The 26279-nt window shown below is 69.5% G+C and carries 32 protein-coding genes; 13 read left to right on the top strand and 19 right to left on the bottom strand.

The window, feature by feature from the left end:
- The first annotated feature begins 11 nt into the window (after positions 1-11).
- A complete protein-coding gene (locus AB0L64_RS00985; RefSeq protein WP_359936034.1) occupies positions 12-701 on the top strand; it encodes an alpha/beta fold hydrolase in 690 nt (229 codons plus the stop codon).
- Between the two features lie 2 nt (positions 702-703).
- Here the strand turns inward: AB0L64_RS00985 and AB0L64_RS00980 are convergent, their stop codons facing one another.
- Together AB0L64_RS00980 and AB0L64_RS00975 are read right to left on the bottom strand one after the other, a co-directional pair.
- The gene (locus AB0L64_RS00980; RefSeq protein ID WP_363706410.1) at positions 704-1441 is read right to left on the bottom strand and encodes an SDR family oxidoreductase; all 738 of its coding nucleotides are present in this window, start codon (positions 1439-1441) and stop codon (positions 704-706) included.
- A 102-nt stretch (positions 1442-1543) separates the two neighbouring features.
- A complete protein-coding gene (locus tag AB0L64_RS00975; protein ID WP_363706408.1) occupies positions 1544-2359 on the bottom strand; it encodes an NAD(P)H-binding protein in 816 nt (271 codons plus the stop codon).
- 73 nt (positions 2360-2432) lie between these two features.
- On the opposite strand from AB0L64_RS00975, the gene AB0L64_RS00970 reads away from it, so the two are divergent.
- Positions 2433-3329, top strand: a complete 897-nt coding sequence (locus AB0L64_RS00970) for an AraC family transcriptional regulator (RefSeq protein WP_363706406.1) — start codon at positions 2433-2435, stop codon at positions 3327-3329.
- A 24-nt stretch (positions 3330-3353) separates the two neighbouring features.
- Here the strand turns inward: AB0L64_RS00970 and AB0L64_RS00965 are convergent, their stop codons facing one another.
- Positions 3354-3878 carry a putative immunity protein gene (locus AB0L64_RS00965; RefSeq protein ID WP_363706404.1) on the bottom strand — a complete coding sequence of 175 codons (525 nt, stop codon included), beginning with the start codon at positions 3876-3878 and terminating at the stop codon, positions 3354-3356.
- Positions 3879-3917: 39 nt separating this feature from the next.
- Complete coding sequence (locus tag AB0L64_RS00960; RefSeq protein ID WP_363706402.1) at positions 3918-4850, bottom strand: AraC family transcriptional regulator; 933 nt, start codon at positions 4848-4850, stop codon at positions 3918-3920.
- Between the two features lie 91 nt (positions 4851-4941).
- On the opposite strand from AB0L64_RS00960, the gene AB0L64_RS00955 reads away from it, so the two are divergent.
- A complete protein-coding gene (locus tag AB0L64_RS00955; protein ID WP_363706400.1) occupies positions 4942-5775 on the top strand; it encodes an NAD(P)H-binding protein in 834 nt (277 codons plus the stop codon).
- Between the two features lie 131 nt (positions 5776-5906).
- Here the strand turns inward: AB0L64_RS00955 and AB0L64_RS00950 are convergent, their stop codons facing one another.
- The 3 genes from AB0L64_RS00950 to AB0L64_RS00940 form a co-directional block, all read right to left on the bottom strand.
- Positions 5907-7064 (bottom strand): hypothetical protein, encoded by a 1158-nt coding sequence (locus AB0L64_RS00950; RefSeq protein WP_363706398.1) that lies wholly within the window; start codon positions 7062-7064, stop codon positions 5907-5909.
- A gap of 94 nt (positions 7065-7158) precedes the next feature.
- The gene (locus AB0L64_RS00945) at positions 7159-7968 is read right to left on the bottom strand and encodes an ABC transporter permease (RefSeq protein ID WP_363706396.1); all 810 of its coding nucleotides are present in this window, start codon (positions 7966-7968) and stop codon (positions 7159-7161) included.
- Positions 7968-8936, bottom strand: coding sequence for an ATP-binding cassette domain-containing protein (locus AB0L64_RS00940; protein ID WP_363706394.1), 969 nt, complete (start codon positions 8934-8936; stop codon positions 7968-7970). Before AB0L64_RS00940 ends, AB0L64_RS00945 begins: the two co-directional genes overlap by 1 nt.
- Positions 8937-9023: 87 nt before the next feature.
- Between AB0L64_RS00940 and AB0L64_RS00935 the strand changes: the two genes are divergently transcribed.
- Together AB0L64_RS00935 and AB0L64_RS00930 are read left to right on the top strand one after the other, a co-directional pair.
- Positions 9024-9989, top strand: a complete 966-nt coding sequence (locus AB0L64_RS00935; protein ID WP_363706392.1) for a YafY family protein — start codon at positions 9024-9026, stop codon at positions 9987-9989.
- The gene (locus AB0L64_RS00930; RefSeq protein ID WP_363706391.1) at positions 9986-10570 is read left to right on the top strand and encodes a YdeI/OmpD-associated family protein; all 585 of its coding nucleotides are present in this window, start codon (positions 9986-9988) and stop codon (positions 10568-10570) included. Before AB0L64_RS00935 ends, AB0L64_RS00930 begins: the two co-directional genes overlap by 4 nt.
- Before the next feature lie 105 nt (positions 10571-10675).
- Here AB0L64_RS00930 and AB0L64_RS00925 read toward each other — a convergent pair whose 3' ends face one another.
- The 5 genes from AB0L64_RS00925 to AB0L64_RS00905 all read right to left on the bottom strand — a co-directional run bounded on the left by AB0L64_RS00925 (position 10676) and on the right by AB0L64_RS00905 (position 15501).
- On the bottom strand, positions 10676-11017 hold the full coding sequence (locus AB0L64_RS00925; protein ID WP_363706389.1) for a hypothetical protein: 342 nt from the start codon (positions 11015-11017) through the stop codon (positions 10676-10678).
- Positions 11018-11085: 68 nt separating this feature from the next.
- The gene (locus tag AB0L64_RS00920; RefSeq protein ID WP_359936009.1) at positions 11086-11895 is read right to left on the bottom strand and encodes a phytanoyl-CoA dioxygenase family protein; all 810 of its coding nucleotides are present in this window, start codon (positions 11893-11895) and stop codon (positions 11086-11088) included.
- A gap of 245 nt (positions 11896-12140) precedes the next feature.
- Positions 12141-13043, bottom strand: coding sequence for a UbiA prenyltransferase family protein (locus AB0L64_RS00915; protein WP_363706387.1), 903 nt, complete (start codon positions 13041-13043; stop codon positions 12141-12143).
- Between the two features lie 57 nt (positions 13044-13100).
- Positions 13101-13937 carry a virginiamycin B lyase gene (locus tag AB0L64_RS00910; RefSeq protein ID WP_363706385.1) on the bottom strand — a complete coding sequence of 279 codons (837 nt, stop codon included), beginning with the start codon at positions 13935-13937 and terminating at the stop codon, positions 13101-13103.
- Positions 13924-15501: an ABC-F family ATP-binding cassette domain-containing protein gene (locus tag AB0L64_RS00905; protein ID WP_363706383.1), complete on the bottom strand. Its 1578-nt coding sequence runs from the start codon at positions 15499-15501 to the stop codon at positions 13924-13926. The genes AB0L64_RS00910 and AB0L64_RS00905 overlap by 14 nt, the downstream gene beginning before the upstream one ends.
- 101 nt (positions 15502-15602) lie before the next feature.
- Between AB0L64_RS00905 and AB0L64_RS00900 the strand changes: the two genes are divergently transcribed.
- From AB0L64_RS00900 to AB0L64_RS00890, 3 genes are all read left to right on the top strand, one after another.
- Complete coding sequence (locus AB0L64_RS00900) at positions 15603-16181, top strand: TetR/AcrR family transcriptional regulator (protein ID WP_363706381.1); 579 nt, start codon at positions 15603-15605, stop codon at positions 16179-16181.
- Positions 16182-16243: 62 nt separating this feature from the next.
- Positions 16244-16957, top strand: coding sequence for a VOC family protein (locus tag AB0L64_RS00895; protein WP_363706379.1), 714 nt, complete (start codon positions 16244-16246; stop codon positions 16955-16957).
- 92 nt (positions 16958-17049) lie between these two features.
- On the top strand, positions 17050-17778 hold the full coding sequence (locus tag AB0L64_RS00890; protein ID WP_363706377.1) for an SDR family NAD(P)-dependent oxidoreductase: 729 nt from the start codon (positions 17050-17052) through the stop codon (positions 17776-17778).
- Here AB0L64_RS00890 and AB0L64_RS00885 read toward each other — a convergent pair whose 3' ends face one another.
- Entirely contained in the window at positions 17779-19305 is a 1527-nt protein-coding gene (locus tag AB0L64_RS00885; RefSeq protein WP_363706375.1) for an LCP family protein, read from the bottom strand.
- A gap of 48 nt (positions 19306-19353) precedes the next feature.
- Between AB0L64_RS00885 and AB0L64_RS00880 the strand changes: the two genes are divergently transcribed.
- A complete protein-coding gene (locus tag AB0L64_RS00880; RefSeq protein WP_363706372.1) occupies positions 19354-19839 on the top strand; it encodes an N-acetyltransferase in 486 nt (161 codons plus the stop codon).
- On the opposite strand, the gene AB0L64_RS00875 is transcribed toward AB0L64_RS00880, so the two are convergent.
- A complete protein-coding gene (locus AB0L64_RS00875) occupies positions 19773-20216 on the bottom strand; it encodes a protein-arginine deiminase family protein (RefSeq protein ID WP_363706370.1) in 444 nt (147 codons plus the stop codon). The two genes, AB0L64_RS00880 and AB0L64_RS00875, sit on opposite strands and share 67 nt — an antisense overlap.
- Positions 20217-20500: 284 nt before the next feature.
- Here AB0L64_RS00875 and AB0L64_RS00870 point away from each other — a divergent pair, with 284 nt between their 5' ends.
- Positions 20501-21307 carry a DUF3152 domain-containing protein gene (locus AB0L64_RS00870; protein ID WP_363706367.1) on the top strand — a complete coding sequence of 269 codons (807 nt, stop codon included), beginning with the start codon at positions 20501-20503 and terminating at the stop codon, positions 21305-21307.
- On the opposite strand, the gene AB0L64_RS00865 is transcribed toward AB0L64_RS00870, so the two are convergent.
- Together AB0L64_RS00865 and AB0L64_RS00860 are read right to left on the bottom strand one after the other, a co-directional pair.
- Positions 21298-21663 carry a VOC family protein gene (locus tag AB0L64_RS00865; RefSeq protein ID WP_363706365.1) on the bottom strand — a complete coding sequence of 122 codons (366 nt, stop codon included), beginning with the start codon at positions 21661-21663 and terminating at the stop codon, positions 21298-21300. The two genes, AB0L64_RS00870 and AB0L64_RS00865, sit on opposite strands and share 10 nt — an antisense overlap.
- Positions 21664-21783: 120 nt before the next feature.
- The gene (locus tag AB0L64_RS00860) at positions 21784-22401 is read right to left on the bottom strand and encodes a MarR family transcriptional regulator (protein ID WP_363706363.1); all 618 of its coding nucleotides are present in this window, start codon (positions 22399-22401) and stop codon (positions 21784-21786) included.
- Between the two features lie 95 nt (positions 22402-22496).
- Between AB0L64_RS00860 and AB0L64_RS00855 the strand changes: the two genes are divergently transcribed.
- Positions 22497-23261, top strand: a complete 765-nt coding sequence (locus AB0L64_RS00855) for an SDR family oxidoreductase (protein ID WP_363706361.1) — start codon at positions 22497-22499, stop codon at positions 23259-23261.
- Positions 23262-23465: 204 nt separating this feature from the next.
- A complete protein-coding gene (locus AB0L64_RS00850; RefSeq protein WP_359935983.1) occupies positions 23466-23696 on the top strand; it encodes a hypothetical protein in 231 nt (76 codons plus the stop codon).
- A 224-nt stretch (positions 23697-23920) separates the two neighbouring features.
- On the opposite strand, the gene AB0L64_RS00845 is transcribed toward AB0L64_RS00850, so the two are convergent.
- Entirely contained in the window at positions 23921-24277 is a 357-nt protein-coding gene (locus tag AB0L64_RS00845; RefSeq protein ID WP_355693960.1) for a VOC family protein, read from the bottom strand.
- A gap of 89 nt (positions 24278-24366) precedes the next feature.
- Between AB0L64_RS00845 and AB0L64_RS00840 the strand changes: the two genes are divergently transcribed.
- Positions 24367-24816, top strand: coding sequence for a YdeI/OmpD-associated family protein (locus tag AB0L64_RS00840; RefSeq protein ID WP_363706358.1), 450 nt, complete (start codon positions 24367-24369; stop codon positions 24814-24816).
- Positions 24817-24818: 2 nt separating this feature from the next.
- Here AB0L64_RS00840 and AB0L64_RS00835 read toward each other — a convergent pair whose 3' ends face one another.
- A complete protein-coding gene (locus AB0L64_RS00835) occupies positions 24819-25586 on the bottom strand; it encodes a M23 family metallopeptidase (RefSeq protein WP_363706356.1) in 768 nt (255 codons plus the stop codon).
- The gene (locus AB0L64_RS00830) at positions 25583-26167 is read right to left on the bottom strand and encodes a hypothetical protein (protein ID WP_363706354.1); all 585 of its coding nucleotides are present in this window, start codon (positions 26165-26167) and stop codon (positions 25583-25585) included. Before AB0L64_RS00830 ends, AB0L64_RS00835 begins: the two co-directional genes overlap by 4 nt.
- Positions 26168-26279 lie beyond the last annotated feature (112 nt).

Here is a 26279-nt window from a genome sequence, read left to right as displayed (position 1 = left end):
AGGATGCGCGCATGGGTGTGACTGTGACGGTTGGGGAGCAGGACGCTTATCTCGCGCGGGTCGGCCGGGTCGGCATGGTGTTGCTGCCGATGATCACCGGGATCGGTGAGCAGGTCCGGGCGTGGGCCGACGAGCTGGCCGGGGAAGGGATCACGGCGCTGGTGTGGGATCCCTTCAAGGGGCGCAGCACCGACAACGCCACCCGGGAAGAGCTCTCCGGGATGCTGCGGGAGATGGACGACGACACCGCTCTCGGCGAGCAGAGCGCGTTGCTGGACTACCTGTTCGACGAGCTCGGGTGCAGCAAGGTCGGCGTGATCGGGTGGTGCCTGGGCGGCCGTTTCGCCTTCCTGCTCGCGGCGCGCGACCAGCGGGTGGCGAATGTCGTCGCTTTCCACCCGACGGTGCCGTCGGACCGGCCGCCGCACCACACGTACGACGCGATCGCCGAGTCGGCCGGGATCACGGCGCCGGTGCTGGTGAGCTACCCGAGCGCGGACGCCGCCGTACCCAACGCGGACTTCGAGACGCTGCAGACCGTGCTGCAGGCACGGACCGCCGGCGCGACGTTCACGCAGTACTTCCCCGGCGCCGACCACGGATTCTCGGACAAGTCCCGGCACGACAAGGACGTGAACGCCGACGCGTTCCGGCTGGCGTGGCCGCAGGCGCTCGCGTTCATGAAGTCGACGATCGCCTGAGCTCAGCCTTGGGCAGTCGGACGCACGATCAGCTCGTTGACGTCCACCGCGGCCGGCTGCTGCACCGCGAAGGCGATGGCATCCGCGATCGCGGATGCCGGGATGGCCAGTTGCGCGGCCGCTTCCCGAGCCGCACCTTGAGCCTCGGCCGAACCACCTCGGTCGGTCAACTCGCTCTGCGTGAAGCCAGGGCTGACAACGGTCACGCGGATGTCCTGGCTCTCCTGCCTCAGACCCTCGGACACAGCTGCGACGGCGAACTTGGTCGCGCTGTACACGGCCGCCGTGGGATCCACGCGATGGCCGGACACCGACGACACGTTGACGATGTGCCCACCGCCCTGCTGCCGCATCTGCGGCAGGACCGCGGCGATTCCGTACAGGACGCCGCGGAGGTTGACGTCGATCATCTGCTCCCATTCGGCGACACGCAGGTCCGCGATGGGAGACAACGGCATCACACCCGCGTTGTTGACCAGTACGTCGATCCGGCCGAACTCACGCACCGCTGCGGCGGCGAAAGCCTGGACGGACTGCAGGCTGGTCACGTCGAGCTCTCGACAGGCCACGGACATCCCGTCGGCGCGCAGCTCCTCGGCGAGCGCTGTCAGCCGCTCGGTACGTCGGGCGCCGACGAGGACCGAATGCCCCAGGCTCGCCAACCGCCTGGCGGTGGCTTCGCCGATCCCGCTGCTGGCGCCGGTGACCAGAACGGTCTTCGAACTTGTCGATGTGCTCACTGCTCAGTGCTCCTTCGGAGTGTGTCCCGGCGACGGTGGCCGCAGGTCGAGTTCACCGCCCTCGGGCGGTGGGGAGAAGGCCCAGGTGTTGGACACAGAGGCTCAGGTGGACAACGCGGGGGCTGCTTCTCGTTGGGCCCAGGTGGTGAAGGGGGTTGCGGGGCGGTGCAGTACGTCGGTCACGCCGGTCGAGACGTAGGAGTCGGCGCCTGACCGGATTCCGTTGAGCATTGCCATCCGCCACTGGATGTACATCTCCGGTGTGCCCGCGGCGCGCAGGCGACCGGCATGGTCACCGTCGCTCTCGTCCTCGAAACGGACGCTGATGCCAGTCGTCTCCGTGAGCTGCGCCGCCGCCTCGTCGAAGGTCAGGGCCTCCGGGCCGGAGAGTGCCAGGATGCGTCCGTCGTACTCGCGCTTGGTCATCACGGCGGCTGCCACGGCGGCGACGTCCGCCACGTCGACGAACGGCTCGGCTCCAGTGCCGGTCGGAGCGACGATCCGGCCGTCGGCCGGGACGAACATCGCTTCGGTGAAGTTCTGCGCGAAATGCGACGGGCGCAGGACGGTCCACGGGATCGGTCCTCGCTGGAGCGCCTGCTCCGCACGCCCGACCGCGCCGTCCGACAGGAACTCCACGGCCCGTGCCGACAGCAGGACGACGTGCTCGGTGCCCAGGTCATGTGCGAGGTCGAGAAGCCGGGTCAGCTGGGGGCTCCAGTCGCTGGACGAACCGGGGCCCACGACGAACATGCTGGTGACACCGTCGAGAGCAGTGGGCCAGGTGGATTCGTCGTGCCAGTCGAAGACGGTGGCCGTTGAGCGGCTCACGGGGCGCGTGGGGTGGCCGGCGAGGTCGAGAAGCTGGGTCAGCCGGCGGCCGACCTTGCCGCTGCCACCAAGGATCAGATGAGTCATACCGGCACCGTAGGTCCGGTTCCGTGGACGAAAAATGTGTGATCTGCTCACATCCATTCGTTATCGTCCAAGGATGGACATCTTGAGCGACCAGCTCGCTCGAGCTCGAGCCCAGGGTGCGGTCTTTTCCATCTTGCGTCGGGTCGAACCGTGGGGTGTGCGGTTCGCGGGGCGCCGGCCACTCACCGCGCATCTGCTGCTCGAGGGGCAAGGGTGGCTCGAGCGGGAGGGGCGGTCGCCGGTGCACCTTGCTGCCCGGGATGTCGCGCTCGTCACTGCCGGTCGCTCGTACGCCGTTGGCAGCACACCGGGGACCGCGGCGATCCCGATCGACGAAGCACGCCGGCAGGGCTCCGATCGCGGGCCCGGTGCCGCAGCAGTGCTGTTGTGTGGAGCCTACGTCCTCGACGGCAGTGTCGCGGCCTCCTTGCTGAACGGTCTCCCGGACTTGGTGCTGGTCCGGGCCACCGATCAGGATCCGTCGCACGCGGCCGCCATCGACCTGCTGGCCGCGGAGGTGCAGCGCGATGCACCAGGTCACCAGGCGCTCCTGGACCGGCTGCTGGATCTCAACCTGATCTACACGCTGAGCGCGTGGTGGGAGCAGTCCAGTGCGCAAGCACCCGGCTGGTTCCGGGCCCTGTCGCATCCGGAGGTACGCCAGGTGCTCGAGAGCCTGCACGCGAATCCCGCGGCGGATTGGACCCTCGAGACGATGGCGCAGCTTGCCGGCAGGTCCCGTGCGTCGTTCGCAGCCACCTTCCGCGACCTGGTGGGCGTGTCTCCCGGTCGCTACCTCACCGAGTTGCGGATGAGTCGCGCCGAAGACGCCTTGGCCAGAACCGGTGCGCCGCTGGCGACGATCGCACGAAATGTTGGCTATAGCAACGAGTTCGCCTTCGCCACAGCGTTCCGGCGTCACAGCGGCAGCTCGCCAGGGCAGTGGCGCCGCCGCTTCGAGAGGACCTAGTCGTAACGGCAACGCAGTGCTGAGCTATCGGCGAAGGCTGTCTTCCAGTAGGCGGTGCAAGTCGCCGAGCCTGCCGCGGCCGGGAGTGCCGAGCGGGTAGCGCGCGAGAACGTCGCGGACCGCGGGTGGAACTCGTTCGATTGCCCATCGGACGACGGCATCGGCCGCCGACGGATCTCCGGTCGCCAGTTCCTGCGCGTAGGCGGCGTACTGCGCGGACGCGACGATGTGCTTCACCTGCGTGGCCGCCGCGAACGGATGCAGGTACGCCGAACCGGCCGCGCCGACCGCGGCCCGGGCGGCTGCCTCCGCGGCCGGATCGTCCGTCTCGCCGGCCGCCTTCAGCGCTGCGAACGCGGCGGTCCGGATCGCCTTCGTTCGCTTCCCTCCGGCGCCGAACAGGCGAACGACCTCGATCGCGTCACGCGGTCGCCGATCGGCCGGCGCGGCGGCCTCGTAGAGCGGCAATGACTGCTCGGCGCACTCGGCGGTCCACAGGCTCAGCTGCCGCAGTTCGTCCAGGCTCAGCGGGATGTCTTCATGACCCATGAGCCTCAATCGTATCGTTGAACCCGTCGGTTGAAGCTTTCACGCGGCCCGGCGGTGTGCGGTCGGCGTGATTCCCCGGACCCGCTTGAACGCAACGCTCAACGCGAACGCGTTGGCGTACCCGACCCGGCGGGCGATCGCCTCGACGGTGTCCCGGGTCGACCGGAGCTGATCCGCGGCGAGCGTGATCCGCCAGCCGGTCAGGTAGCTCATCGGCGCCTCGCCGACGACCGCGGTGAAGCGCCGGGCCAGCGACGCCCGCGAGATCCCGACCCGGTCTGCGAGCTCGGTGACGTTCCACGGGTACGCCGGGTCCTCGTGCAGCAACCGCAACGCCGTACCGGCGACCGGATCGGTCTGCGCCTGGTACCACCCGGGCGCGTGCGAGTCCGGCCGTGCGAACCAGGCCCGCAACGTGGTGATCAGCGCGAGGTCGAGCCACCGGTCCAGGACGGTCTGCTGCCCCGGCGCGTCCCGCTGGATCTCGCTGGCGATCATCTCCATCACCGACCCCGCGACGTCGGCCGCCGGCACGACGAGGGCCGGCGGGAGTGCGGTGACGAGCCGGCGGCTGACGTCGCCCGCGACATGATAGGTGCCGCTGGCAACCATGACCTCGCCGGACTTGCGGCCGCCGTACGTCCGCACGCCGAGCCGGGCCGAGTAGTCGATCGGTGCCCCGGGCAACGGTTCGCAGATGCCGCCGGGGTGGATCCGCAGTTGCGGCGCGGTGGTCAGGCTGTCGCTGACGACGTACGGCTCCGGGCCGGTGACGATCGCGACGTCGCCCTGCTCCATCCGCAGCGGTTCGAGGCCGCCGCGCGCCAGCCAGCCGGAACCGCGGACCAGGGTCGCGAGCGCCAGCGGCGCCTCGTCCCGGATCTCCAGGGACCAGGGCAGGTCGAGGATCGTCAGGTTGAACACCCCGTCCTGCGCGCGGGTCCCGGCCAGCAGTTCGTCGAGCACGTCCATACGAGGAGCCTACGACAGCCTGAGCGTTCCGAACATCGAATTGCGGCGTACGGCCATGGTTTGTCTCATCGGGCTCCGGTGAACTGAAGCCATGAACCCGATTCTGATCCTCAGTGGCAAAGGCAAGACCGGCCGTCGCGTCGCGGCGCAGCTCGACGCGCGGGGCATCTCGTACCGGCTGGCGTCCCGCTCGAGCGCGCAGCCGTTCGACTGGTACGACGAGAGCACCTGGGCGGGCACACTCGCCGGCGCGGACACGGCGTACCTGGCCCCGCCGGTCGGGCCGACCGGGCTGGCGCAGGCCGGCAAGTTCCTCCAGCAGGCCCGCGGGCTTCGGCGACTCGTCCTGCTGTCGGGCCGTGGCGTCGGCAGCCCGGGACGCGACTTCGCCGTGTACGACGGTTCGCTCGAGCTGGAGAGTGTGGTGAGGGCGAGTGGTCTCGACTGGACGATCGTGCAGCCGGCCTGGTTCGCGCAGGGCTTCAGCGAGGACTTCCTGCGCTACCACGTCCTGGCGGGCGAGATCCGGCTGTCGGCCGGCGCCGGCGGCGAGGCGTGGATCGACACCGACGACGTCGGCGACGTGATGACCACCGCGCTGCTCGACACGTCGTACGCCGGCCGCACCCTTGCGATCTCCGGCCCGCGCGTCCTCACGATGACCGAGATCGCGGCCGAACTCACCGCCGCAATCGGCCGCCCGATCGAGTACGTCGACCTCGACCCGGCAGCGCACGTGGCCGAACTGATCGAGCAAGGCCTCACCTCGGAGGATGCCGACGCGGTCCGCGACCTGTTCGCCGTCATCCGCAACCACCGCTCCGAGTACGTCTCCGATGGAGTCGAGCAGGTTCTCGGTCGCAAGCCCCGCGACTTCACCGACTGGGCCCGCGAGACCGCGAAGACCGGGGTCTGGGGCGGATGATGTGCGGACGCCCAGCGCTCAACAACTGGGCCTTCGGCCGTCGTCGCACGCTCAGCCGGGCGGGCTGAGGTCAGTTGCTGAGTGCTGCAGATCCGCCTCCCCGCCCACCTGAAGGCGGGGAGGCGGACCGGTCACCGGTGCTGCATCTCGGTCCACTCCTTGTGGGTGAGCTCCTGCAGCTCCGACGCGGGGGTCTTCGCGAGCGGCGCGGATCCGCCGCCGACCGCGCCGCCGCCGAAGACGATGTTCGCCCAGTTGTTCTGCGCGATCAGGATCGACGTGGTCTTGTCGCCGTTGATGTCGGCGGCGGTCGTGGTGTCGGTGGTGTCGCCGTCGCAGTTCCAGTCGATCGGCCGGTTCGCCGCGCCGGCCGTGGTCCGGGTCGAGCCGTTCGGGCACTTCCAGCTGGTCCGGTAGGCCGCGCCCAGGCTGCCGAGGCCGACGGTCTCGTCCGGCCGGGCCTCGTTGATCGACGTCGGCTGGACGCTGGAGTACCCCCAGTACTTGGTGCCGTCGGCCTTGAGTACACCGCCGAGCTGGAACGAGTAGTTCATCACGCTCAGGTAGTTCGGCTTGTAGTTCAGGTTGTCGGTGCCGCCGTGCTTGAGGCCGATGTTGTGGCCGAGCTCGTGGATGAACGTGCCGACGTTGATGTCGTCGGTCGCGTTCCAGTTGCACTTCGGGCCGACCGTGACGATGAACGTGTCGTTCGGGATGTTGAAGGCCTGGCCGCTGCTGCAGCCGCCGTCGTAGCTGTCACCCCAGAGCATGTAGTGGAAGACCGCCTTGCGCGCGGACGCGAAGTTGGCCGCCTTGATCGCGTTGGTCTGGGTGGCCGACGGGTTCAGGTCGGCGTCGTACGTGACCTCGTTGCCGCCGCCGAGGTTGTACGTCGCGCCGCGCGCGGAGCCGGCGTCGAGGTGGATCTTGACGCCGGTGCTGCCGTCCGGGTTGCTGACCGGGGCGGAGGCGAAGACCTGGACGATCCGGTCGAGCGCGGCGGTGGTCGCCAGCCGGCCGGACATGTAGTCCATCTCGACGAAGAGGTCCTTCTTCTTCGGGTTCGCGCCCATCGCGGGCAGATTCACGTCGACGGTGCCGTCACCGTTCGCGTCGTACCCGTTCGTCTCCCAGATGTCCGGGAGCGAGTCGCCGTCGGTGTCGGTCGCGGCCACCACCGAGCCGGCGGTGTCGGCGGCAGGGACCGGCGCAGCCACCGCGCTCGACGTGGCGAGCGCGGCGGCGGCCAGAGATGTCAGTACGGCGAACAAGGCGGGGCGGGGCCTCATCAGATCTCCTTAGGGGGCGGTGGGTGATCTGAGCGCTACCGTAGGTGATTTCCCCCGATGAGGACGGCCCAGCCGGGCCACTGACCCATTTGGGTCAATCGGCCGAGCGGAGCATCGTGCGGATGCCGACGGTCAGTCCGAGGCCCGCGGTGACGATCGCCGCGACCCAGCCCCAGAGCACCGCGCCGGACAGTACGTCGCCCGAGAACAGCGTCCGCTCGGCGTCGACGAGGTACGACAGCGGGTTGAACTTCGACGCGACCCGCATCCAGCCGGGACCGGTCTCGAGCGGCAGCAGCATCCCGGACAGGATCATCAGCGGGAACAGGAACGTCTGCTGCACCACCCAGAACATCCAGTCCTGCTTGCGGACCGCGATCGCCAGCGCGTAGCTGAACGAACCGAGCCCGACGCCGAACACCGCGAGCAGCGCCAGCCCGACCAGCGCACCGCCGACGTGCAGGTCGAACGCGAACGGCGTCATCACCGCGATCACGATCACCGCCTGCCCGAACAACGGCACCATCTCCTTCAGCGCCCGGCCGATCAGCAACGAGGAGCGGGACAGCGGCGTGACCAGCATCCGTTCGTGGGCGCCGGTCTGGAACTCGAACAGCAGGTTCGCGCCGGTCGTCGAGGTGCCGAACAGCGTGGTCATCACCAGGATCGACGGGAGGAACCACTGCCAGACGCCGTCGCCGAACGTGCCGCCCATCGACCCCGACAGCAGCGGGCCGAACAACGCCAGGAACACCAGCGGCTGAATCATCCCGAACAACAGACTGAACGGATCCCGCAGCACCGGCTTGAGCTCGCGGGTCATCACGATGCGGATGTCTCGCAGCAGGTTCCGCGAGGGCCGGACCGCCGGGGCGGTGGTCACCGGGAGGGTGAGGGTGGTCATCAGGCTGCCTTTCCGTTCGAGTCCTCACGCAGGCTGCGGCCGGTGAGGTTGAGGAACACGTCGTCGAGGGTCGGGCGGTGCACCTGCGCCGCCGCGATCGGTACGCCGGCACGCTGCGCGGCCGCCACCAGTTCGGGCAGGGCCGCCGGACCGTCCGCCACCCGGACGCTCAGCTCGTCGCCGACGGCGACCACTTCCCGGGCCCCGGGCAACTTCTCCGCGACCGGCAGGAGCTTGTTGACGTTGCTAGGGGCAACGGTCAGTGCGATCCGGTCGCCGGCCAGCTTTCCCTTCAGGCCGTCGGCGGTGTCGTCGGCGATCACCTCGCCGTGGTCCACGACGACCACGCGCTCGGCCATCGAGTCGGCCTCGTCCAGGTAGTGCGTGGTGAGCACGATCGTCATCGCGTACTGCTCGCGCATCCGCAGGATGTGGTCCCACAGGTTCGCCCGGTTCTGCGGGTCGAGGCCCGTCGACGGCTCGTCGAGGAACAGCAGCGACGGTGCGTGCACCAGGCCCATCGCGACATCGAGCCGCCGGCGTTGGCCGCCGGACAGCTCCGACACCTTGCGCTGGGCCAGATCGGTCAGCTCGAGCGCTTCGAGCAGTTCGCCGGCCCGCCGCCGGGCGGTGCGGCGGTCAAGTCCGTAGATCACGCCCTGCCCGACCAGTTCGTCGCCGGCGCGCTGTGCGTGGCCCGCGCCGTTGCCCTGGCCGACGTACCCGATCCGGCGCCGGACCTGGCCGGGATCCGCGGTCACGTCGTACCCGGCGACCGTCGCGGTGCCCGAGGTCGGCGTGATCAAGGTGGTGAGCATCCGCAACGTGGTGGTCTTGCCGGCGCCGTTCGGGCCGAGGACGGCGACCAGTTCGCCGGGTTCGACGTCCAGGCTGATCCCGCGGACGGCGTGCACGGTCTCGGTCCGGCTCACCGCGAAGTCCCGGGTGAGCGCTCGGGTGCTGATCACGATCTCTCCTTCGGTCTGGGTCTCTGGCCTCCACATTTCCAGTGGAAGAGGACAGGTTCTGGCCGCTACTCGTGGCAATCTGGGGTCATGTCCGAGACCTCAGCCCGCCTGCTCGCGCTGCTCTCCTTGTTGCAGGCGCGCCGCGACTGGCCCGGCCAACTGCTGGCCGAGCGCCTTGAAGTCAGCCCGCGGACCGTCCGCCGGGACGTGGACCGGCTGCGCGACCTCGGGTATCCGGTCCGCGCGACCAAGGGGCCCGACGGCGGCTACCGCCTCGACGCGGGCGCGGATCTGCCGCCGTTGCTGTTCGACGACGACCAGGCGATCGCGGTCGCGGTGGCACTGCAGACCGCGACGACCACGGTCACGGGGATCGAGGAGGGGGCGCTGCGCGCACTGGCCACGGTTCGTCAGGTGATGCCGGCGCGACTGCGGCAACGCGTCGACGCCCTGCAGGTCACCACGGTCGATCGCTACGCCAACCGCCGTACGACTGTCGACTCCGAGCAGCTGATCGCGATCGGTACGGCGGTCCGCGCGCACGAGGTACTGCGGTTCGACTACGCGGCGCCCGGCGCCGTCACCGACGAGTGGGTGCCGCCGCGGAAGGTCGAACCGCATCACCTGGTGACATGGGGCGGGCGGTGGTACCTCGTCGGCTGGGATCTGGATCGCAACGACTGGCGGACGTTCCGGGTGGACCGGATGACGCCGCGGACGCCGACCGGCCCGCGGTTCACGCCGCGGGAACTGCCGGCGCCGGACGTGGCGACGTACATCTCGGCCAAGTTCCACGGGCAGGACCAGAACCCGTGCCGCGGCGAGGCGATCCTGCAGGCGCCCGCGTCGCTCATCGCGCAGTACGCCGGGCGCGGGTCGATCGTCGAGGAGCTCACGCCGACGAGTTGCAGGCTCGTCCTGACCGCCTGGTCGTGGACCGGGCTGGCCGCGACGTTCGGGATGTTCGAGTGCGATCTGGAGTTCGTCGGACCGCAAGAGTTGAAGGACGCGGCGACGCAGTTGGCCGCGCGCTACCAGGAGGCTGCCTCATGACCCCGGAACTGATCGTCGCGGATGCCACCGCCTGGCTGAACTGGCTTCGTGAACATCACGATGCGTCGGACGGGATCTGGCTGGTGCTCGCGAAGAAGAACGTCACGACGCCGACGAGCCTCAGCTACGACGAGGCGCTCGAGGAAGCCTTGTGCCACGGGTGGATCGACGGGCAGCGCCGCGGTCGCGACGAGTACACGTTCATCCAGCGGTACACGCCGCGGCGCCCGCGGAGCCTGTGGTCGAAGCGGAATGTCGACCTGGTCGCGCGGATGGAGACCGAGGGCCGGATGCGCCCGGCCGGCCGCGCCCAGGTCGAGCTCGCGAAGGCCGACGGCCGCTGGGACAAGGCGTACGACGGGTCGCGGGCCCAGGAGGTGCCGCCGGACCTCGCGGCGGCGCTGGCCGCGGAGCCGAAGGCGCAGGCGATGTTCGAGATCCTGACCAGCGCGAACCGGTTCGCCGTCGTGTTCCGGGTGAACGACGCGAAACGCCCCGAAACCCGGGCGAAGCGCATCGCGCTGTACGTCGAGCAGTTGTCCCGCGGCGAGACGATCTATCCGCAGAAGCGAACGCTGTGAGCAAGCTCGACAGGACGTGTCCGCGGACCCGCCGCGGATGCAGGCGGCGAACAGCCGTCGGCCGATCGGTAGTGGGGCAGACGTCCTGTCGAGCGTGCACGTCCGCTACTGCTCGATCAGGTCCAGCGTCGCGTCCTGGCCGGCGGTGAGCGGGAAGTAGGCGAGGAACGTGACGCCCTCGTCCTCGGTGTCGAAGCGGGCGATGGTCTCGACGGCCGGCTCGTAGAACACGTCGCCGGGGCCGAGGACCTGCGGCTCACTGCCCGCGGCCTGCTGGTAGACGGCCGAGCCGGACACGATGTTGCCGAACACGGGGCCGTTGTGGACGTGCGCTCCGAGGGCGGTGTGTGGATCGATGGTGATCCGGCGGACCTCGACGCGCTGCACCGGGAGCTCCTCGGGCAGGTGCTGGTCGAGCACCACGACACGGCTGATCGATGAGTTCATGGCAGCATCGTACATACCAATAGGTACAGACAGCGCGTGGATCTCGCGCCGCGCCGGCTCGGGGCCGGTCAGTAGAGGATCGGGTTGAGCGGGGAGGTGACGGGATCGCCGGGCTGCGCCCCGGGCATCCAGTGCGCGAGATCGATCTCCTGGTTCTTGTTCGCCGGTGCGGCGATCCGCATGTCGGCGTCCATGTAGATGATCGTCATCACCCGGCGCGGGACGTCGGTGGTGTTCGGCGGCGCGTGGTGGAAGGTCCAGCCGAGGTGGTAGCTGACCTCGCCGAGCTCGTACGGCTCGGACACCTCGGGGAAGTGCTGCTCGGCCAGTGCCTCCTGCAGCACCCGCTCGGACTCGTCGCTGATCGGCAGGTCCCGGCCGTGCTCGAACGTGTGGCTGCCGGCCGCGAACGACAGCGGCCCCATCTCCATCGGCGTTTCCTGCAACGGGATCCAGATCGTCACGCACCGATCGGACGCGAACGGCCAGTAGTACTGGTCCGCGTGCCACGGGGTGACGCCGCCGCCGGACTCCTTGTACAGCGCCTGGTCGTGGTACAGCCGGACGGACTGTACGCCGAGCAGTTGTGCCGCGATCCGCGCCAGCCGCGGCGACGACACGAACTCCAGCACCCGCTCGCTGTCCTGCCACAGGTTCGTCACCTGCAGGAACGCCTTGCCGTAGGTGTCGCGCTCCTCCAGCGGCACGTCCTGGGTGTTCAGCTCGATCACCTTGCCGGTGATCTCCGGCTCGTACTCCGCGATCGTGTCGGCGCTCAGCACATTCTTCAGCTTCACGAAGCCGTGCTCGCGGAAGTGCGCGATGTCGGACCGGCCGAGGGTGTAGTCGGTCTCGAGCTCCGGGCGGGTCAGAGTCATGCGACCTAAGGGTTCCCGGACGCTCCATCGCTGTAAAGATCAGTGATCAAATCTTTGCCCTGCGTGCACGTGCACGCAGCGCTTCGCGGGCGGCCTTCGCGCGAACGGCCGGGTCGGGGTCGTGCAGCAGCCGGCTGTAGGCGAGCGGGAGGTTGCCGTCCCGCGAGCCCGAGCGTCGCACCGTGCGATGCCCCGAACATGAGCCACTGCTCGATCCCGAGCTCCCGGCGCAGCTCCGGATACCTCTAGAGGACTCCGGTGTAGGTGAGGGCGAACGTTCCGCAGGGGAAGAGGAACAGCGAGGCGAGGACGATGATGCCCGTGAAGGACTGGCGCGGGCCAATGAGTTTGCCGTACGCCGCGACCAGCACCGGGACCATCACCACCTCGAGCAGCAGCATGCTGCGCGGGATGATCGTGCCGGTCGCGGCGAGGAAGACGGACAGCGCGGCCGCGGCGATCCAGGCGCCGTACCCGAGCAGGTACGTCGTGCGCGCGCCGAAGCGGACCGCGATGGTCTGGTACCCGGCGGCGCGGTCCGCGTCCAGGTCGGCGAGCGTCGTCGGCAGGTACAGGCCGATCGCGGCCAGCGTTCCCTGGAGACCCATCAGCCAAGGGAAGTCGCTCAGATCCGGGTTGATCGCGGCCCAACCGGCCAACGGCCCGAAGGCGCCCAGCGCCAGAGCGTTCACGGCGACGTCGAAGCCGGCGCGGGTCTTGAGGCGGACCGGCGGGACGGAGTACGCGTAGCCGAGAAGGACGGCGAGCAGGACACCCAGCGCGAACACGACCCCCACGTGCAGGCTCAGCCCGACCGCGGCGACCGCCGCCGCGAAGGCCAGCCGCTTCACCGCCCGGAGCGTGATCCGCCCGTCGAGCAACGGCGACTTTGCCTTGCGCGGGTTGAGTCGATCGCTCGGCAGGTCGTACGCGTCGTTGACCGCGAGCACCGCCAGCCAGACCAGCGGACCCATCACGACCGCCCCGACGATCAGCCGCGGCCACTCGTCCACCGGCGGGATCAGCCGGTGCGTGGCAAGCAGGATCCCCGTGTAATAAGGCACGATCGACACCACCCAGAACGCCGGGCGGCCGACCGCGATCACATCACGAACCCGCGGTCCCCGAACCTGCACGTCCGTGCTCACGTCACCACTGTGCTCCCCGGGTGGTGCTTGCGTCCTCCCTCCACCGAGTGAACCTGCTCACCCGTTCGGTGGGATGTGAGCCACGGAACCCTTCTCCAGCGCGACCCACACCGAGCCGTCGGCGTACAGGCCGTGCGCCTCCGCGCCCGCGCCGAACGCCACCCGCTCGGTGAGGTTGCCGTCGGCATCGATGTGGACGAGCTCGGCCGCGGCCCACAGCGTGAGCCAGCACCCACCGTCCGGTGTCGCGGCAGCGGCATGCGGCTTGGAATCGGCCGGCAGCGGGAACTCCTCGATCCTTCCGTCGGCGCCGATCCGCCCCGCCTGGCTCGCGAGCAGTTCGGTGAACCAGACGCCGTGGGGTCCCGCACTGATCCCGACCGGTCCGGCAGCGGCGGTCGGCAGGGGATAGGTGGTCACCTCGCCGGTCGTGGTCATCCGGCCGATCGCGTTCGCCTGGTTGAGCGTGAACCACAGGTCGCCCGCGGACGTCGTGATCATGCCGGGGAACGCTCCCGCCGTACCGATCGGGTACGTCGACACGGCGCCGTCGACCGTGATCCGCCCGATCGTGTCGGTGCTCATCAAGGTGCACCACAACGCGCCGTCGGGGGCGACGCACAGTCCGTACGGCGCGCCGGCGAGCTCGAACGCCGACACCGCGCCGTCGTACCCGATCCGCCCGATCCGGTCGTCGCCGTTGCGCGTGAACCAGACGGCGTCGTCGGGACCGTCGACGATCACACTCGGGCGGGACCCGGGCGCGTCGAGGTCGAAGACCCGGCCCGAGACGGTCGCGACCCGGCCGGTGTGGACGAGAGTCGTCCACACTTCACCGCCGGCCGCGACCACGCCGTACGGGGCGCCGTCGACCGTGATTTCACTGACTGACATAGGCGTTCTCCTTCAGGTCGATGACGGTTCCGCGCCAGCGGGAGACGAAGCGGCGGTCGTGGCTGACCACGACGAGCGCGCCGGCGTACCGGTCGAGCGCCGCCTCCAGTTCCTCCACGAACACGAGTGACAGGTGGTTGGTCGGCTCGTCGAGCAGCAGGACGTCGTACGGCGTGGTCAGCACCCGGGCCAGCGCGAGCCGCCGGCGTTGGCCGGTCGACAGCGCGCCGACTCGGGTCTGCAGCGTGTCCTGACGGAACAGCCCGAGGGCGGCCGCGCCAGGATGCCGCGTGAGTGCGGCACGCAGGGTCTCGCCCGGTCGCGGTTCGGCTGATTCCTGTGGCAGGTAGCCGATCCGTCCGTGGCGGTCGACGTACCCGGAGTCCGGTTGGAGCACGCCCGCGAGGACGTCGAGGAACGTCGACTTGCCGGATCCGTTCGGTCCGGTGATCAGCACGCGACCACCGGCGGGTACTTCGAGCGACATCGGCCGCAGCCGGCCCTCGACCGCGACGCCGACCGCATCCAGTCCGGCCGCGGCGCCGGTCGTACGGATCGAGGCCGTGAACCGCAGCGGCTTCGCCGGCACCGGCGGCGGGTCGTCCTCGAGCCGGCGCAGGCGTTCCTTCGCGTTGCGGATCCTGCTCCGCTCGGCCTCGTTGACCCGGCCGGTCGCCCGGTCGTACGCGACCTTGTTGTTGTCCTTCATCGGCCGGCCGTACGCGACCCGGTCCGCGCTGGTCCGGACGAGGACGCGCAGCTCAGCGACGTCGTCCTCCCACTGCTGACGCGCCTGCTCTCGGCGCGCCCGCTCCGCCGCCTTCTCCTGCAAGTAGCCCTGGAAGCCGTTGCCGTAGCGCGTGATCCGGTGCGTGTCGCCGTCGACCTCGAACAGCGTCGACGCGACCCGCTCCAGGAACGCGCGGTCGTGCGACACGACGACCGTCGTACCGCGCCGGGACCGCAGGTGGTCCTCCAGCCAGGTCGCGGCCGACACGTCCAGATGGTTCGTCGGCTCGTCGAGCAGCAGGATCTCCGGCGACGACGCGAGCACGGCAGCCAGATGCAGCCGCGCGAGCTCGCCGCCGGACAGCTCGGACAGCCGGCGATCACCCGGCACCGTCGACAGCCCGAGACCGTGCGTCGCCCGGGCGAACCGCGCGTCCGCGTCGTACCCCTCGCGGATCTCGAAGACGGTCTGGAGCTCGCCGTACTCGTCCAGTACGTCGTCGCGCCCGTCGGCCAGGAGGCCTTCGAGTTCGCGCATCCGCGTCTCGATCCGGCGCAGGTCGGCGAGGGCGTGATCAGCCAGCGCCTGCACGTCGAGATCGAGTGGCAACGGGTTGTCCTGCGCCAGGAAGCCGATGCTCCCCGCTGCCTGTGCCGTGCCCTCGGTCGCGGGCTCGAGACCGGCCAGGATCCGCAGCAGCGTGGACTTGCCGGAGCCGTTCTCGCCGATCAGTCCGCTGACCTGTCCCGGCGGGAAGGCGCAGGTGATCCGGTCGAGCACCAGGCGGTGGTCGTAGGACTTGGTGACGTCGTGCAGGGACAGCTGGGTAGACATGAGGATCCTCCTGACCTCTCGCGGGTTCGTGATGGCGAACGGCGGGTCAGAAGATCACTGGCTGCTCCCTAATGCGACGAATGTTGCGTTAAGATCATGCCATGATCGATGACGATCGCGCAAGCAGGCCAGGAGGGCGGACCGCCCGGGTGCGGTCGGACGTGCTCGCGGCGGTGGAGTCCGAGCTGGCCGAGCACGGGTACGATGGGCTCACGATCGACGCCGTCGCGGCGCGTTCCGGCGTCCACCGCACGACCTTGTACCGGCGGTGGAAGACCGTGCCCGGCCTGCTGGTCGACCTGCTCGAGGCCGGTGTCGACGACGCGTGGGAGCCGGCCGACACAGGCTCGCTGGAAGGTGACCTGATCGAGGTCAACCGCGAAGTGCACGCCGCACTGACCGCCCGGCCGTCCGTCACCCAGGCGGTGATCGCCGCCTCGTTCCGTACGGCGGAAGCGGCCGGGGCACTCACCCGCTTCTGGGAAGACCGCTACGCGCGCACCGCCCTGGTCGTCCGGCGCGCGGTCGAGCGCGGCGAGCTCGCCGCGGAGGTGGACGCGCATCGGCTCCTGCTCACCGCGACCGCGCCGCTCTACCACCAGTTGGTTCTGCTGAGGCAGCCGATGAGTCGCGCCGAGGCCGATCAGCACGCTCGGATCGCCGCGGCCTCCGTCCGCTAATTGCTTTGCGGCGCCGATCGGCTCCGACCTACCGTGGCAGCCCGCGGCCGATGGGAGATCCGATGAGCACCAACCTGTACGCACTGTCGTTCGATGCAAAGGATCCCGCCGCGCTGGCGCGGTTCTGGGGCGGCCTGCTCGGGTGGGAGGTCGACGGCAACGACCTGCTGCCGGACGCGAAGACCAGCTTCCGGTGGCGGTTCCAGCAGAGCGACCTCGAGAAGGATCGCCCGAACCAGATCCACTTCCACCTGACGAGCGAGACCCCTGAGCAACAGCAGGAGACGGTGGCGCGTGCGGTCGAGCTCGGCGGCCGGCACCTCGACGTCGGGCAGCGTCCCGAGGAGGGACATATCGTCCTCGCCGATCCCGAAGGCAACGAGTTCTGTGTGATCGAAGCGGGGAACAACTTCCTCGCGAACACCGCGTTCCTCGGCGAGCTGGCCTCGGACGGCACACAGGCCGTCGGGTACTTCTGGAGCAAGGCGCTCGACTGGCCGTTGGTCTGGGACCAGGACGAGGAGACCGCGATCCAGGCGCCGGCCGGCGGACCGAAGATCGCCTGGGGCGGACCGCCGGTCAGCCCGAAGGCGCCGAAGAACCGGATGCACTTCGACCTCGTCGTGCCCGCCGACGGTGACGTCGACGCCGAGGTCGAGCGGCTGGTCGCGCTCGGCGCGACCCGGCTCGAGAGCGGCCAGGACGGTCCGGACGCGATCCCGATGGCCGACCCGGACGGCAACGAGTTCTGCGTTCTGACCACTCCGCGAAGATGAGGTCCACCTCCGACTAGGGTCGACACCGAGGCTCTGGTTCAAGGAGGCGTTGGTGACTGGTCGGTTGGCGAACGAGGTTGTGCTGGTGACGGGTGCCGCCCGCGGGATCGGGGCGGGCGGTCGCGGTCAAGGCGGCGGAAGAGGGCGCCGTGGTCGCGCTCGTCGACATCCTGGCCGACGCACTGACCGCGACCACCGCGGAGCTGGCCGAGACCGGCGCGACCGTGGCCGCCGCGGTCGGTGACGTCACCGACGAGGCATCGGTGCGGCAGGCGGTCGGCAAGCTGACCGACGACCTCGGCAAGCCGGTCACCGTGCTGGTCAACAACGCCGGCAAGAACTCGTACGCCGACCCCGCGAGAATGTCCGTGGCCGAATGGAACGACGTGTTCGACGTCGACCTGAAGGGCGCGTTCCTGATGTCGCGCGAGGTCCTGCCGCCGATGATCGAGGCCCGGCACGGCTCGATCGTCAACATCGCCTCGATCCACTCGAAGCTGACCACGGCCGGCATGTTCCCGTACGCCGCGGCGAAGTCCGGCCTGGTCGGAATGACCCGGTCGCTCGCCCTCGACGTCGCGCAGTACGACGTCCGGGTGAACGCGGTCAGCCCGGGCTACATCTCCACCGACCTGCTCGAGGAGTTCTTCGACACCATCCCCGGCGAACGCGAGAAGGCGCTCGGCGTGCACCCGCTCGGCCGGATCGGTACGCCGGAGAACGTCGCCGAGGTGGTCTGCTTCCTCGCCTCCGGAGCGGCCGCCTTCGTCACGGGCGCCAACTGGGCCGTCGACGGCGGCCTCGGCGTCCGCTACGCCTGATCACCCGGGCGGTCCCGGGGTGTACGCGCACGCCGCGGCCAGGTCCCCGGTGTCGGGCTTCGGCGTGGTCCGCGGCTGCGTCGCGGTCGACGGACTGGTCGTGGTGGGTTTGCGCGGTGTCGTCGGTGTCGTCGGCGTCGACGGGGTCGTCGGGCGGCGGACCGGGTTCAGCGCGTTGGCCACGATCTCGCGCATCGCGGCGTAGTTCGGGTTCCGGCCGTTCGGGAAGTTCTTCTTCTTGTCCAGGTCGATGTTGGCGATCTTCGCGGTCTTGACCCGCTGGCCGAGGGCGACGAGCGGCTCCAGCAGGTCCTGCGGGATGTCGGTGCGGATCAGCTGCTCGCCGGCCGCCGCGATCGCCTGGTAGTTGGTGAGCACGTTCTGCGGGGTGGCGCGCTCGACGATCGCCTTGACCGTGCAGCGCTGCCGCGCCTGGCGGGCGAGGTCGGCCGTCGCCACGCCGTACCGCCCGCGGGCGAACCACAGCGCGTCGGGACCGTCCAGCTTCCGGTTCGGGCCGGGCTGCAGGTACCGGCTGGGCGGGATCTTCTTGTCGTCGTTGCCGCCGACCGGGACCGGGTAGTTGATGTTCACCGTGATCCCGCCGAGCGCCTCGACCAGCTGCGCGAACCCGGCCAGGTTGACCTGCACGTAGTAGTGGATCTGGAGCCCGAGTGCCTCGCCGACCGACAGCTTGAGCACGTCCGCGCCTTTGTTGTCCGACGGGCCGAGGCAGTCCGGGCACAGCTTCGGGACGTTGCGGTACATCGCGTCCAGGTAGTACTCGGACTGCTCCTTCTCGCCGTGCGGGTCCCAGAACCCGGTCGGGAACTTCTCGTGCAGCTTAGAGCCGGCCGGGAACGGCATCCGCATGAAGTTCCGGGTCAGCGAGATCAGCGAGGTGTTGCCGGTCTTGGTGTCGATGCTCGCGACCATCACCGTGTCGGTCCGGGTGTCGTCCCGGCCGGGGCCGTCGTCGGCCCCGAGCAGCAGGATGTTCAGCCGCGGCAACTGCTGCCAGATGTCCTTCTTCGCGACGATGGTCGGCCGCGTCTGGCTCTTCGTCTCGCCGAACACCTTTTTCACCAGGCCCCGCTGCGCCATCAGGGTCTGGGCGCCGGTGGCCGAGCTGACCGTCAGCGCGAAGCAGACCGCACCGACGACGAGTGCCCCGAGCAGCCGGGACCCCGGTCCGGCGGTGAGCGGGCGGAGCATCTTGTACGACGTGATCAGGACGACGATCCAGGTGAGCGCGACCGCGACCAGACCGACAATCATCCAGAGCAGCAGCGCCGGGTCGAGCGCCCACCCGATCACCGCGTCGCGCTTCCGCAGCCCGACGTACGCCGCGCCGCCGTACAGCGCGAGGCTCAGCACGATCAGCGTCGAACCGAGCTTGGTCCGGCGAGCCGCGAGGTACGCCGTCCCGGGGAGCAGCAGCCCGAGCACAGCGATCGTCAGCGCCGCGAACGCCGAGCGCCGACGCGAGGTCGTCCGGCGTGCGCGCGACGCTCTGCTCGGTGCCATGCCCTCTACGATTCACTGACGCGGCAAAAAGTTGGCATGATCGATCGAGTGACCGACATTCAAGTACGACGGGCGAAGCCGGACGATGCGGAGTCGCTGGTCCACTTACGCGGATGGATGCTGGCCGCGATGGGCAACGACGTCGGCGGACCGGACGCACCCTGGCGGCGTACGGCGCGGGACTGGTTCGCCGAGCAGCTCGCCTCGCCGGACACGTTCGCCGCGTACGTCGTCGACGACCCGGGCGCCGGCGTGGTCGCGGGCGCCGCGGGGAACGTGGACGCGCACCCGCCGGGACCGCGTGACCTCACCACCCTCCGCGGCCACCTCTACAACGTCAGCACCCACCCGGACTTCCGCCGCCGCGGCCTCGCGCGGGCCTGCGTCGCCGCGCTGATGGAGTGGTTCCAGGACGAGACCGGCGTCGGCCAGGTCGAGCTGCACGCGACCGACGACGGTATCGACCTCTACCGCGCACTCGGCTTCAGCGAGTCGCGTTTCCCGACGCTCCGCTTCCGCACCACCAGGGCGTAGTCCCGCGCGTCGCGGAGCGCGTTGGTCGCGCAGTGCACCTCGCCGCCACCGAGGTGCGCCCAGAAGAAATCCTCGACCCAATGCACCCGTACGCCGTTGCGGCCGAGCGCACGCCCCGCCGCCTGCGGAAGACATCCCGGCCGTCCAGCCGCGGCCCGTGCGGATCGGGCGCGGCCGCCAGCGGTCCCTTCGACGAATCGCACAGTGGTTGCCTTGCGCAACGTGGAGGCGAACTTCTCCCACTCGCCCGGTACGCCTTCCTGGTACGGCGCGGTGCCGGCGAGCCGTCCGTTCGTGAACACGTGGGCCTTGTCCGCCGGCGTGACCGTGACGGTTCCGGTCGCGCCGTGCGAAAGGTTGCGTTGGGCATCGATCATCAACGGTGCGAGGTCGGCCGTGTCTGCGGCGCGGGTGCCGTACCCCAGGCGGTGAGTGCGGGAGTCACGGCGGGCACCAGGGTCACGAGGCCTGCGGTCAGCGTCTCATCGAAGGCTCCTTATTTGATACAGGTGTGCTTCTTCGATCGAAAGTAAGCCGGTGTATCAGAAATGGCAGGTGGAAATCCGGCGTCCACCTGTGGACGGAGAAGGGTTTCGGGGCACAGTGGCAAGAAGAGAGTGAGGACACGCCCGCCCGGGGCGTGGTGGGAGGAGCTCACCGGATGCGCCGTCGCAGTGTTGTCAGGACGATCGGGTTCACGGTCGCGGTCGTGGCCGGGCTCGGGGTGCTGTGCCAGCTGCCCGCCGGCCCGTTCGCCCGGCACGGGTACCCGGAGCGCGGCGTCGTACCAGCGTCCGCCCAGTCGCCGCAACCTGAGCGCGAGCCGGCCCGATCCGTGGTCTCGCAACGACCGCCGGTACGGCCCGCGGAGGTGATCACGTACCCGGCCGCGGGGACGGGGTCGTACGCCGTCCTTCCCGGGGATCCCGCGGTGATCGGCCGCGGCGGCCCGCTGATGCGGTTCCAGATCGCCATCGAGGGCGGTATCACCGGGATCGATCGCGGCGCGTTCGCGCGGTTCGTGCGGGCGACGTACGGCGGAGCTCAGGGGTGGGCGTCGCACGGGCTGTGGCGGTTCCAGCAGGTCGGGCCCGGGACGAATCCCGACTTCACGGTGATGCTGGTGACGCCCGGGACGCGGGACGTGATCTGCGGCGCGGCGCCGGACCGGTACACCAGCTGCCGGATCGGGAACCGGGTCGTGCTCAACGTCGCGCGGTGGGCGCACGGCGTCCCGAAGTACAGGGCCTCGCTGACGACGTACCGGCAGTACATGATCAACCACGAGACCGGTCACCGGCTCGGCCGCGGCCACGAGCTCTGCCCGGGCCCCGGCCAGCCGGCACCGGTCATGCAGCAACAGACTCTAGGCCTGCACGGCTGTACTGCCTACGCCTGGCCTTACGTGAACGGCCGGCGCTACAAGGGTCGCTCAGGTCAGTACGACGACCCGGTGCCTCACGCCTGAATGACCGAGAGCACGTTGCCGGCCGGGTCCTTGAACCAGGCGATCAACGGCCCCTGACCTCGGTAGATCCCGAGCTCGTCCTGGTCGTCGCTGTACTTCTCGAACGTCACGCCGCGCGCGACCAGTTCACGCACCGCCGCCTCGACGTCGTCGACCGGGAAGTTGAGCGTCGTGTACTCCGCCGGTACGTGATTCGGCTTCGGGTACACGAGCACCGGGTTGCCGCCCGCGACCCGCAGGCGCAACATCCCGTTCTCCTCGTCGACGCCGAGCCCCAGCGTCCGGCTGTAGAACTCTTTGGCCCGCGGCACGTCATCCACCGAGAACCCACTGAACGCCTTGCTGTCCTGCAACATCTGATGCCTCCTGACTCATTCGACACCAGGGACGTCGACACCAACCGCCCGTTCTCGACACAACCACACGAATAGATGCGTCGGTAGGGGCCAGGCCCTGGCTGGATAACCAGACAGGACCTAGTTGTGCAGGACTCGCTGGGGATTGACGGCGGCAGCTACCGACGCGGACTCGAGGCCGTCGGCCACGGTGTGCAGGAGACGGGCCAGGTGGGCCGCGTCGGTCGGGCCGAGGATGCCGGTGACCACGTCGAGCACGCGGACCGTGAGACCGTCGAGCTGCGAGAGCCGTGCCTGGCCCAGCGAGGTGACGCCGAGGGTGGGTGTGGTCCGGGCCATGCCGAGTGCTTCGAGGTCGGCGATCGCCAGCTCGGCCTCGCCGGCGGTGATGCCGACCTGCTGTGCGACCTCGGCGATGGTCGTGCAACCGTTCGCGATGGCGCTCAGCACGAGCGCGGCGGGCATCTTGATGCCGGTTGCTTCCTGCAGGCCCATGATCAGCGGGTGGGCGTGACCCCGGACGCGCTCCAACGCGTCGAGCAGCCGGAGCGCGGTGCTGACGTCGCTGATCAGGTGCTCGGTCTGGACGGCCGCGATCCCAGCCGGCCCCGGATGCACAGGTGACGGGACGACGCCGCCGATCACCCGCTCGGGCACCACGAGGGCATGCGCCGGCAGTTGCTCTTCCTCCTCGGATCCCTTCGACAGCGGTCGGATTCCAGCGTCTTCGATGGTCACGTCTCCCAGCGTACGGAGCCGTTCCGACAGCTTCGGCGTGTCTTTCCTGAGGAAACCCTGTGAATCTCACGACGTTCTTGATCTACGCTCCGGCCATGCAGCTGAACGGGAAACGTGTCCTGGTGATCGGTGGCGGCGGTGGCGGGATCGGCCGGGCGACGACCGAGGCCCTCGGCAACGAAGGCGCGGCGGTGCTGGTCGCGGACGTCGATCCGGCCCGCGCCGAGGAGGCCGCGCAGGCGGTCCGGACGCGCGGCGGCACGGCGTACCCGATCTCCGGCGACGTCCGCTCGGCGACCGACATCGAGGCGATGGTCGCGGGCACGGTCGACAAGCTCGGCGGGCTCGACGTCCTCGTCACCGTCGTCGGCGGGCAGGTCGCGTTCGTGCCCGCGGTCAAGCTGCACGAGATGGCCGACGAGGACTGGGACACGATCTACGAGGTCAACCTCCGGTACGTCGCCCGCGCGGTCCGGGCCGCGCTCCGCGTGTTCCTCGACCAGGGCACCGGCGGCGCGATCGTCAGCGTCGGCTCCGTCACCGGCTTCATGGCCGCGCCCGCGCAGGCGGCGTACGGCGTGATGAAGGCGGGCATCCTCAGCCTGGCCCGCACGGTCGCCGCGGAGTACGCCCGAGACGGGATCCGGATGAACGTCGCCGCGGCCGGCGCGATCGCCACCGCCGTCGCCAACGCGAACGTTGCGGCCGAGGTCGTCGAGGAGATCCCGGCCGGCCGGTTCGGGCGGTCCGAGGAGGTGGCCCGGGCGGTGGTCTACCTGGCGTCCGACGCGGCGTCGTACGTCACCGGGCAGCAGCTCGTGCTGGACGGCGGCGTGTCCGTGCGCGGCCCGTTCGGGTAATCGAACAGACGGGCGAAAGAATTGGGTTCCGGCGGGTCCGAAAAAGTTTTGCCGGGCGGCCAGAAAATCCGGATTCGGGCGTGACCTCGGCTCGGCGTCCTCCGTTGGATCTGACGTGACGGTGAACACAACACGGCGCACCGGCACCGCGCTCGCCCGCGTTTTCCAGGCCGACCACCCTCGAAGTAACAGCCAGGAGGACCAGTGACAACCGCCACCGCCACCCAGACCGTTCAGCGCCGACGCGTGCGTGTCTGGTTCGGTGAGCACGTGATCGCCGACTACAACGCCGAGCCGGCGTTGGCCGAGCGGTATGCAGACGCCATGAGCCGTCGATTCGCCGGTCTCCGGGTCACGAACGACCCGATGCCGACCGTCGACAAGCTCCCCGACCCCCTGCCCGGCGAGCGCATGTGGGACGTAGCACCTCGCTGAGAAGCATCCGGTGCCTTTCGCGTTCCGCACTCACCAGACAACCCACACGGAACGTCGCCAGGTCGAGTCGCCTCACCTCGACCACCCGAAGGCACCGGTGATTCGGCGGCAAGCGAGCGTGGGCGCTCTGCCCCTCGCTTGCCGCCTTTTTCTCCCCTGCAAATGCGCCTGACAAATAAACCACCGTTCGCACCGGATCCCCCAAGATCCGGTGCGAACGTTCTTCATTTCTGTGCGTAGTACTCGGGTTTCATCTGGATGAGTTGTACGTAGTTGCCGTCCGGGTCGACCAGGGTGGCGAACCAGCCGATGCCGCGGTCCTCCGGCGGCACCAGCCACTCGACGCCGAGGGTCCGCAGGTGCGCGGCCGCCGCCTCGATGTCGTCCACCGCGAAGTTCACGATGTGCCGCCCCGGCTCGGGGTTCTTCGCCGCGACGTCGTCGCGCTGCTCGATCACCAGACCGAACCCACCGAGGTCGAGATTGCCGTAGCCGTCGACCTCCGCCCGGAACCCGTCGCGGTACCACGCCTTCAACCGCTCGGCGTCCGTACTGCCGAGCAACATGCTGTTCAGAATCACGATCGTCCCTTCCGCCTGACGCTGACGCCGGTACGTCGGAGCCGCCCGCCCGGTCTCGACATGACCCGCCCGGTTCGGATGATGGGTGGATGAAGTTCACCGCCGAACTGCTCGCCACCGGGAAGAACACCGCCGGATTCGAGGTGCCCGGCAGCGTCGTCGAGTCGCTCGGTGGCGGCGGCCGTCCCAAGGTCAGCGTCACGGTCAACGGCTACACGTTCCGTACGTCGATCGCGCGGATGGGCGGCCGCTACCTCCTCGGATTCAGCGCGGACCGCCGTACCGAGGCCGGCGTCACCCCCGGCGAGGTCCTGGAGGTCGACGTCGAACTCGACACCGCGCCGCGCGAGCTGGAAATCCCCGAACCCCTGGCGACCGCCCTGGCCGCAGACCCCGAGGCCAAAGCCTTCTGGGACACCCTCAGCTACAGCAACCGGCAGTGGCACACCCTCCAGGTCACGTCGGCGAAGACCGACGCGACTCGCGACCGCCGGATCGAGAAGTCGCTCACCGCCCTCCGCGCAGGCCGCGCCCGCTGAGGTCAGCAGTACGAGCGGCAGCCGCGATCCACGCCGTACTTGCGGTGAACCGTCGCCACCAACGCGGCGGGTGACAACTGGCCGCCGTGATGCCAGCTGTTCAGGAACTGTTGCGGTGGGACTGCTCCACGTCGGATCCACCAGACGCCGGGCCCGGTCGGCCAACTGATTCCGAAATGCAGGTGTGGTGACGTGGGCCGGGCGCTTCCGGTCTTACCGGTTCGCCCCAGAATCTGCCCGGCCCGCACCGTCGCGCCCGGTGCGATCCGGCGTTGAATCGCGGAGAGGTGCGAGCCGTAGTACCGAACACCGTCTACGCCCAGCACTGAAATCGACAAGCCTCCCCTGTCGGCGCCCCGGTTGGTCTTCGGATTCCACGAGTCGGCCCGCGTCACCTCGTCGACCCGTCCGTCGACCGGAGCGACGAAGAGGCATCCGACATCCGCGAAGATGTCCGACGCCGGGTAGTCGTGGTGGGACTGCGAGGCATCCGCGCGGCAGCCGGCCACGGGGAACACATACCGGTGCACCGGATCCGGCCGCACCGGCCCACTCGGCCGGGCCGACGGGGTCGTCAGCTGTGCGCGCGGTGTGGCGGTCGTGGTCCGCGGCGCTGTCGAGGCTGGGGTCGACGGTGGTACCGGGCGAGGTGTGTCCTGTGCTCCGGACTGCGCGTTGTCGAAGACGCCCGCCGCCGACAGCCCGAACAGGCCACCGCCGCCCACGATCACCACCGCCACCAGGAAGGCAGCCCAGGCCTGCCGCCTCACGGGTACCAGAACGCGTTGACCGTCGCCGCGGGATACACCGTTTCGCACGGAATGCCGTTCTTGTCGGCATCCATCCGGTCCGGCATCCCGTAGTACCACCAGTACCGAACAGCCTCGCCGTACGAAGCCCCGCGCGCGACGAGATCCCGGCAGTACAGCCCGGCGGACCAGAATGTGACTCCGCTGATCTCGCGCCCGTTCCAGTACGCGGCGACGGCGCTCCGGGAGTACACGGTCTCGCACGGGATCCCGTTGAGATCGGCGTCCATGCGATCCGGCTGCCCGTGCAGTCGCCAGTAGTCCACCGCGGCGACGTAGCTGTAACCCTTCGCGTTCAGGTCGCGGCAGAACAACCCGGCCGGCAGTGACCGGACATCGCTGACGGCCGGTGCGGAGTTCGAGGTCTTCTTGGCCGCCGGTGGCGGCGCGACAGTCTTCGTCACTGTCGCGGCCGGGACGGATGCCGACGGCGCCACCGCGGCCGGAGTGGTCGGCTGTGTGGCGGCCGTGCGCGACGGGTCATCCTTCGTCATCAGTACGACGAGCCACGCCAACAGGACGAGGATGATGCCGACAGCCACTCCGCCGAGTGCTGCCAAGGTCGCGTTCCCGCGATCGTTGTGCCGGTGCCAAGACGTGTGTGAATACAGTTCTCCATTCATGATTCCCCCCGCCAGCCATTGAAGCCTCGTC

The organism is Kribbella sp. NPDC051936, assembly GCF_040680955.1.
Taxonomy (GTDB): domain Bacteria; phylum Actinomycetota; class Actinomycetes; order Propionibacteriales; family Kribbellaceae; genus Kribbella.
The sequence above is the reverse complement of the archived record's forward strand: the minus strand, read 5'-3'. Positions and strand labels throughout refer to the sequence as shown.

Excerpts from the sequence above, each read along its gene's own strand:
- AB0L64_RS00920 (WP_359936009.1), bottom strand. The coding sequence starts at position 11,895 with ATGACTCTGACCCGCCCGGAGCTCGAGACCGACTACACCCTCGGCCGG.
- AB0L64_RS00950 (WP_363706398.1), bottom strand. The coding sequence starts at position 7,064 with ATGAGGCCCCGCCCCGCCTTGTTCGCCGTACTGACATCTCTGGCCGCC.
- AB0L64_RS00975 (WP_363706408.1), bottom strand. The coding sequence starts at position 2,359 with ATGACTCATCTGATCCTTGGTGGCAGCGGCAAGGTCGGCCGCCGGCTG.
- AB0L64_RS00955 (WP_363706400.1), top strand. The coding sequence starts at position 4,942 with ATGAACCCGATTCTGATCCTCAGTGGCAAAGGCAAGACCGGCCGTCGC.
- AB0L64_RS00970 (WP_363706406.1), top strand. The coding sequence starts at position 2,433 with ATGGACATCTTGAGCGACCAGCTCGCTCGAGCTCGAGCCCAGGGTGCG.
- AB0L64_RS00840 (WP_363706358.1), top strand. The coding sequence starts at position 24,367 with ATGAAGTTCACCGCCGAACTGCTCGCCACCGGGAAGAACACCGCCGGA.
- AB0L64_RS00885 (WP_363706375.1), bottom strand. The coding sequence starts at position 19,305 with ATGGCACCGAGCAGAGCGTCGCGCGCACGCCGGACGACCTCGCGTCGG.
- AB0L64_RS00900 (WP_363706381.1), top strand. The coding sequence starts at position 15,603 with ATGATCGATGACGATCGCGCAAGCAGGCCAGGAGGGCGGACCGCCCGG.
- AB0L64_RS00960 (WP_363706402.1), bottom strand. The coding sequence starts at position 4,850 with ATGGACGTGCTCGACGAACTGCTGGCCGGGACCCGCGCGCAGGACGGG.
- AB0L64_RS00910 (WP_363706385.1), bottom strand. The coding sequence starts at position 13,937 with ATGTCAGTCAGTGAAATCACGGTCGACGGCGCCCCGTACGGCGTGGTC.
- AB0L64_RS00895 (WP_363706379.1), top strand. The coding sequence starts at position 16,244 with ATGAGCACCAACCTGTACGCACTGTCGTTCGATGCAAAGGATCCCGCC.
- AB0L64_RS00935 (WP_363706392.1), top strand. The coding sequence starts at position 9,024 with ATGTCCGAGACCTCAGCCCGCCTGCTCGCGCTGCTCTCCTTGTTGCAG.
- AB0L64_RS00905 (WP_363706383.1), bottom strand. The coding sequence starts at position 15,501 with ATGTCTACCCAGCTGTCCCTGCACGACGTCACCAAGTCCTACGACCAC.
- AB0L64_RS00865 (WP_363706365.1), bottom strand. The coding sequence starts at position 21,663 with ATGTTGCAGGACAGCAAGGCGTTCAGTGGGTTCTCGGTGGATGACGTG.
- AB0L64_RS00945 (WP_363706396.1), bottom strand. The coding sequence starts at position 7,968 with ATGACCACCCTCACCCTCCCGGTGACCACCGCCCCGGCGGTCCGGCCC.
- AB0L64_RS00930 (WP_363706391.1), top strand. The coding sequence starts at position 9,986 with ATGACCCCGGAACTGATCGTCGCGGATGCCACCGCCTGGCTGAACTGG.
- AB0L64_RS00855 (WP_363706361.1), top strand. The coding sequence starts at position 22,497 with ATGCAGCTGAACGGGAAACGTGTCCTGGTGATCGGTGGCGGCGGTGGC.
- AB0L64_RS00875 (WP_363706370.1), bottom strand. The coding sequence starts at position 20,216 with ATGATCGATGCCCAACGCAACCTTTCGCACGGCGCGACCGGAACCGTC.
- AB0L64_RS00985 (WP_359936034.1), top strand. The coding sequence starts at position 12 with ATGGGTGTGACTGTGACGGTTGGGGAGCAGGACGCTTATCTCGCGCGG.
- AB0L64_RS00965 (WP_363706404.1), bottom strand. The coding sequence starts at position 3,878 with ATGGGTCATGAAGACATCCCGCTGAGCCTGGACGAACTGCGGCAGCTG.
- AB0L64_RS00925 (WP_363706389.1), bottom strand. The coding sequence starts at position 11,017 with ATGAACTCATCGATCAGCCGTGTCGTGGTGCTCGACCAGCACCTGCCC.
- AB0L64_RS00870 (WP_363706367.1), top strand. The coding sequence starts at position 20,501 with ATGCGCCGTCGCAGTGTTGTCAGGACGATCGGGTTCACGGTCGCGGTC.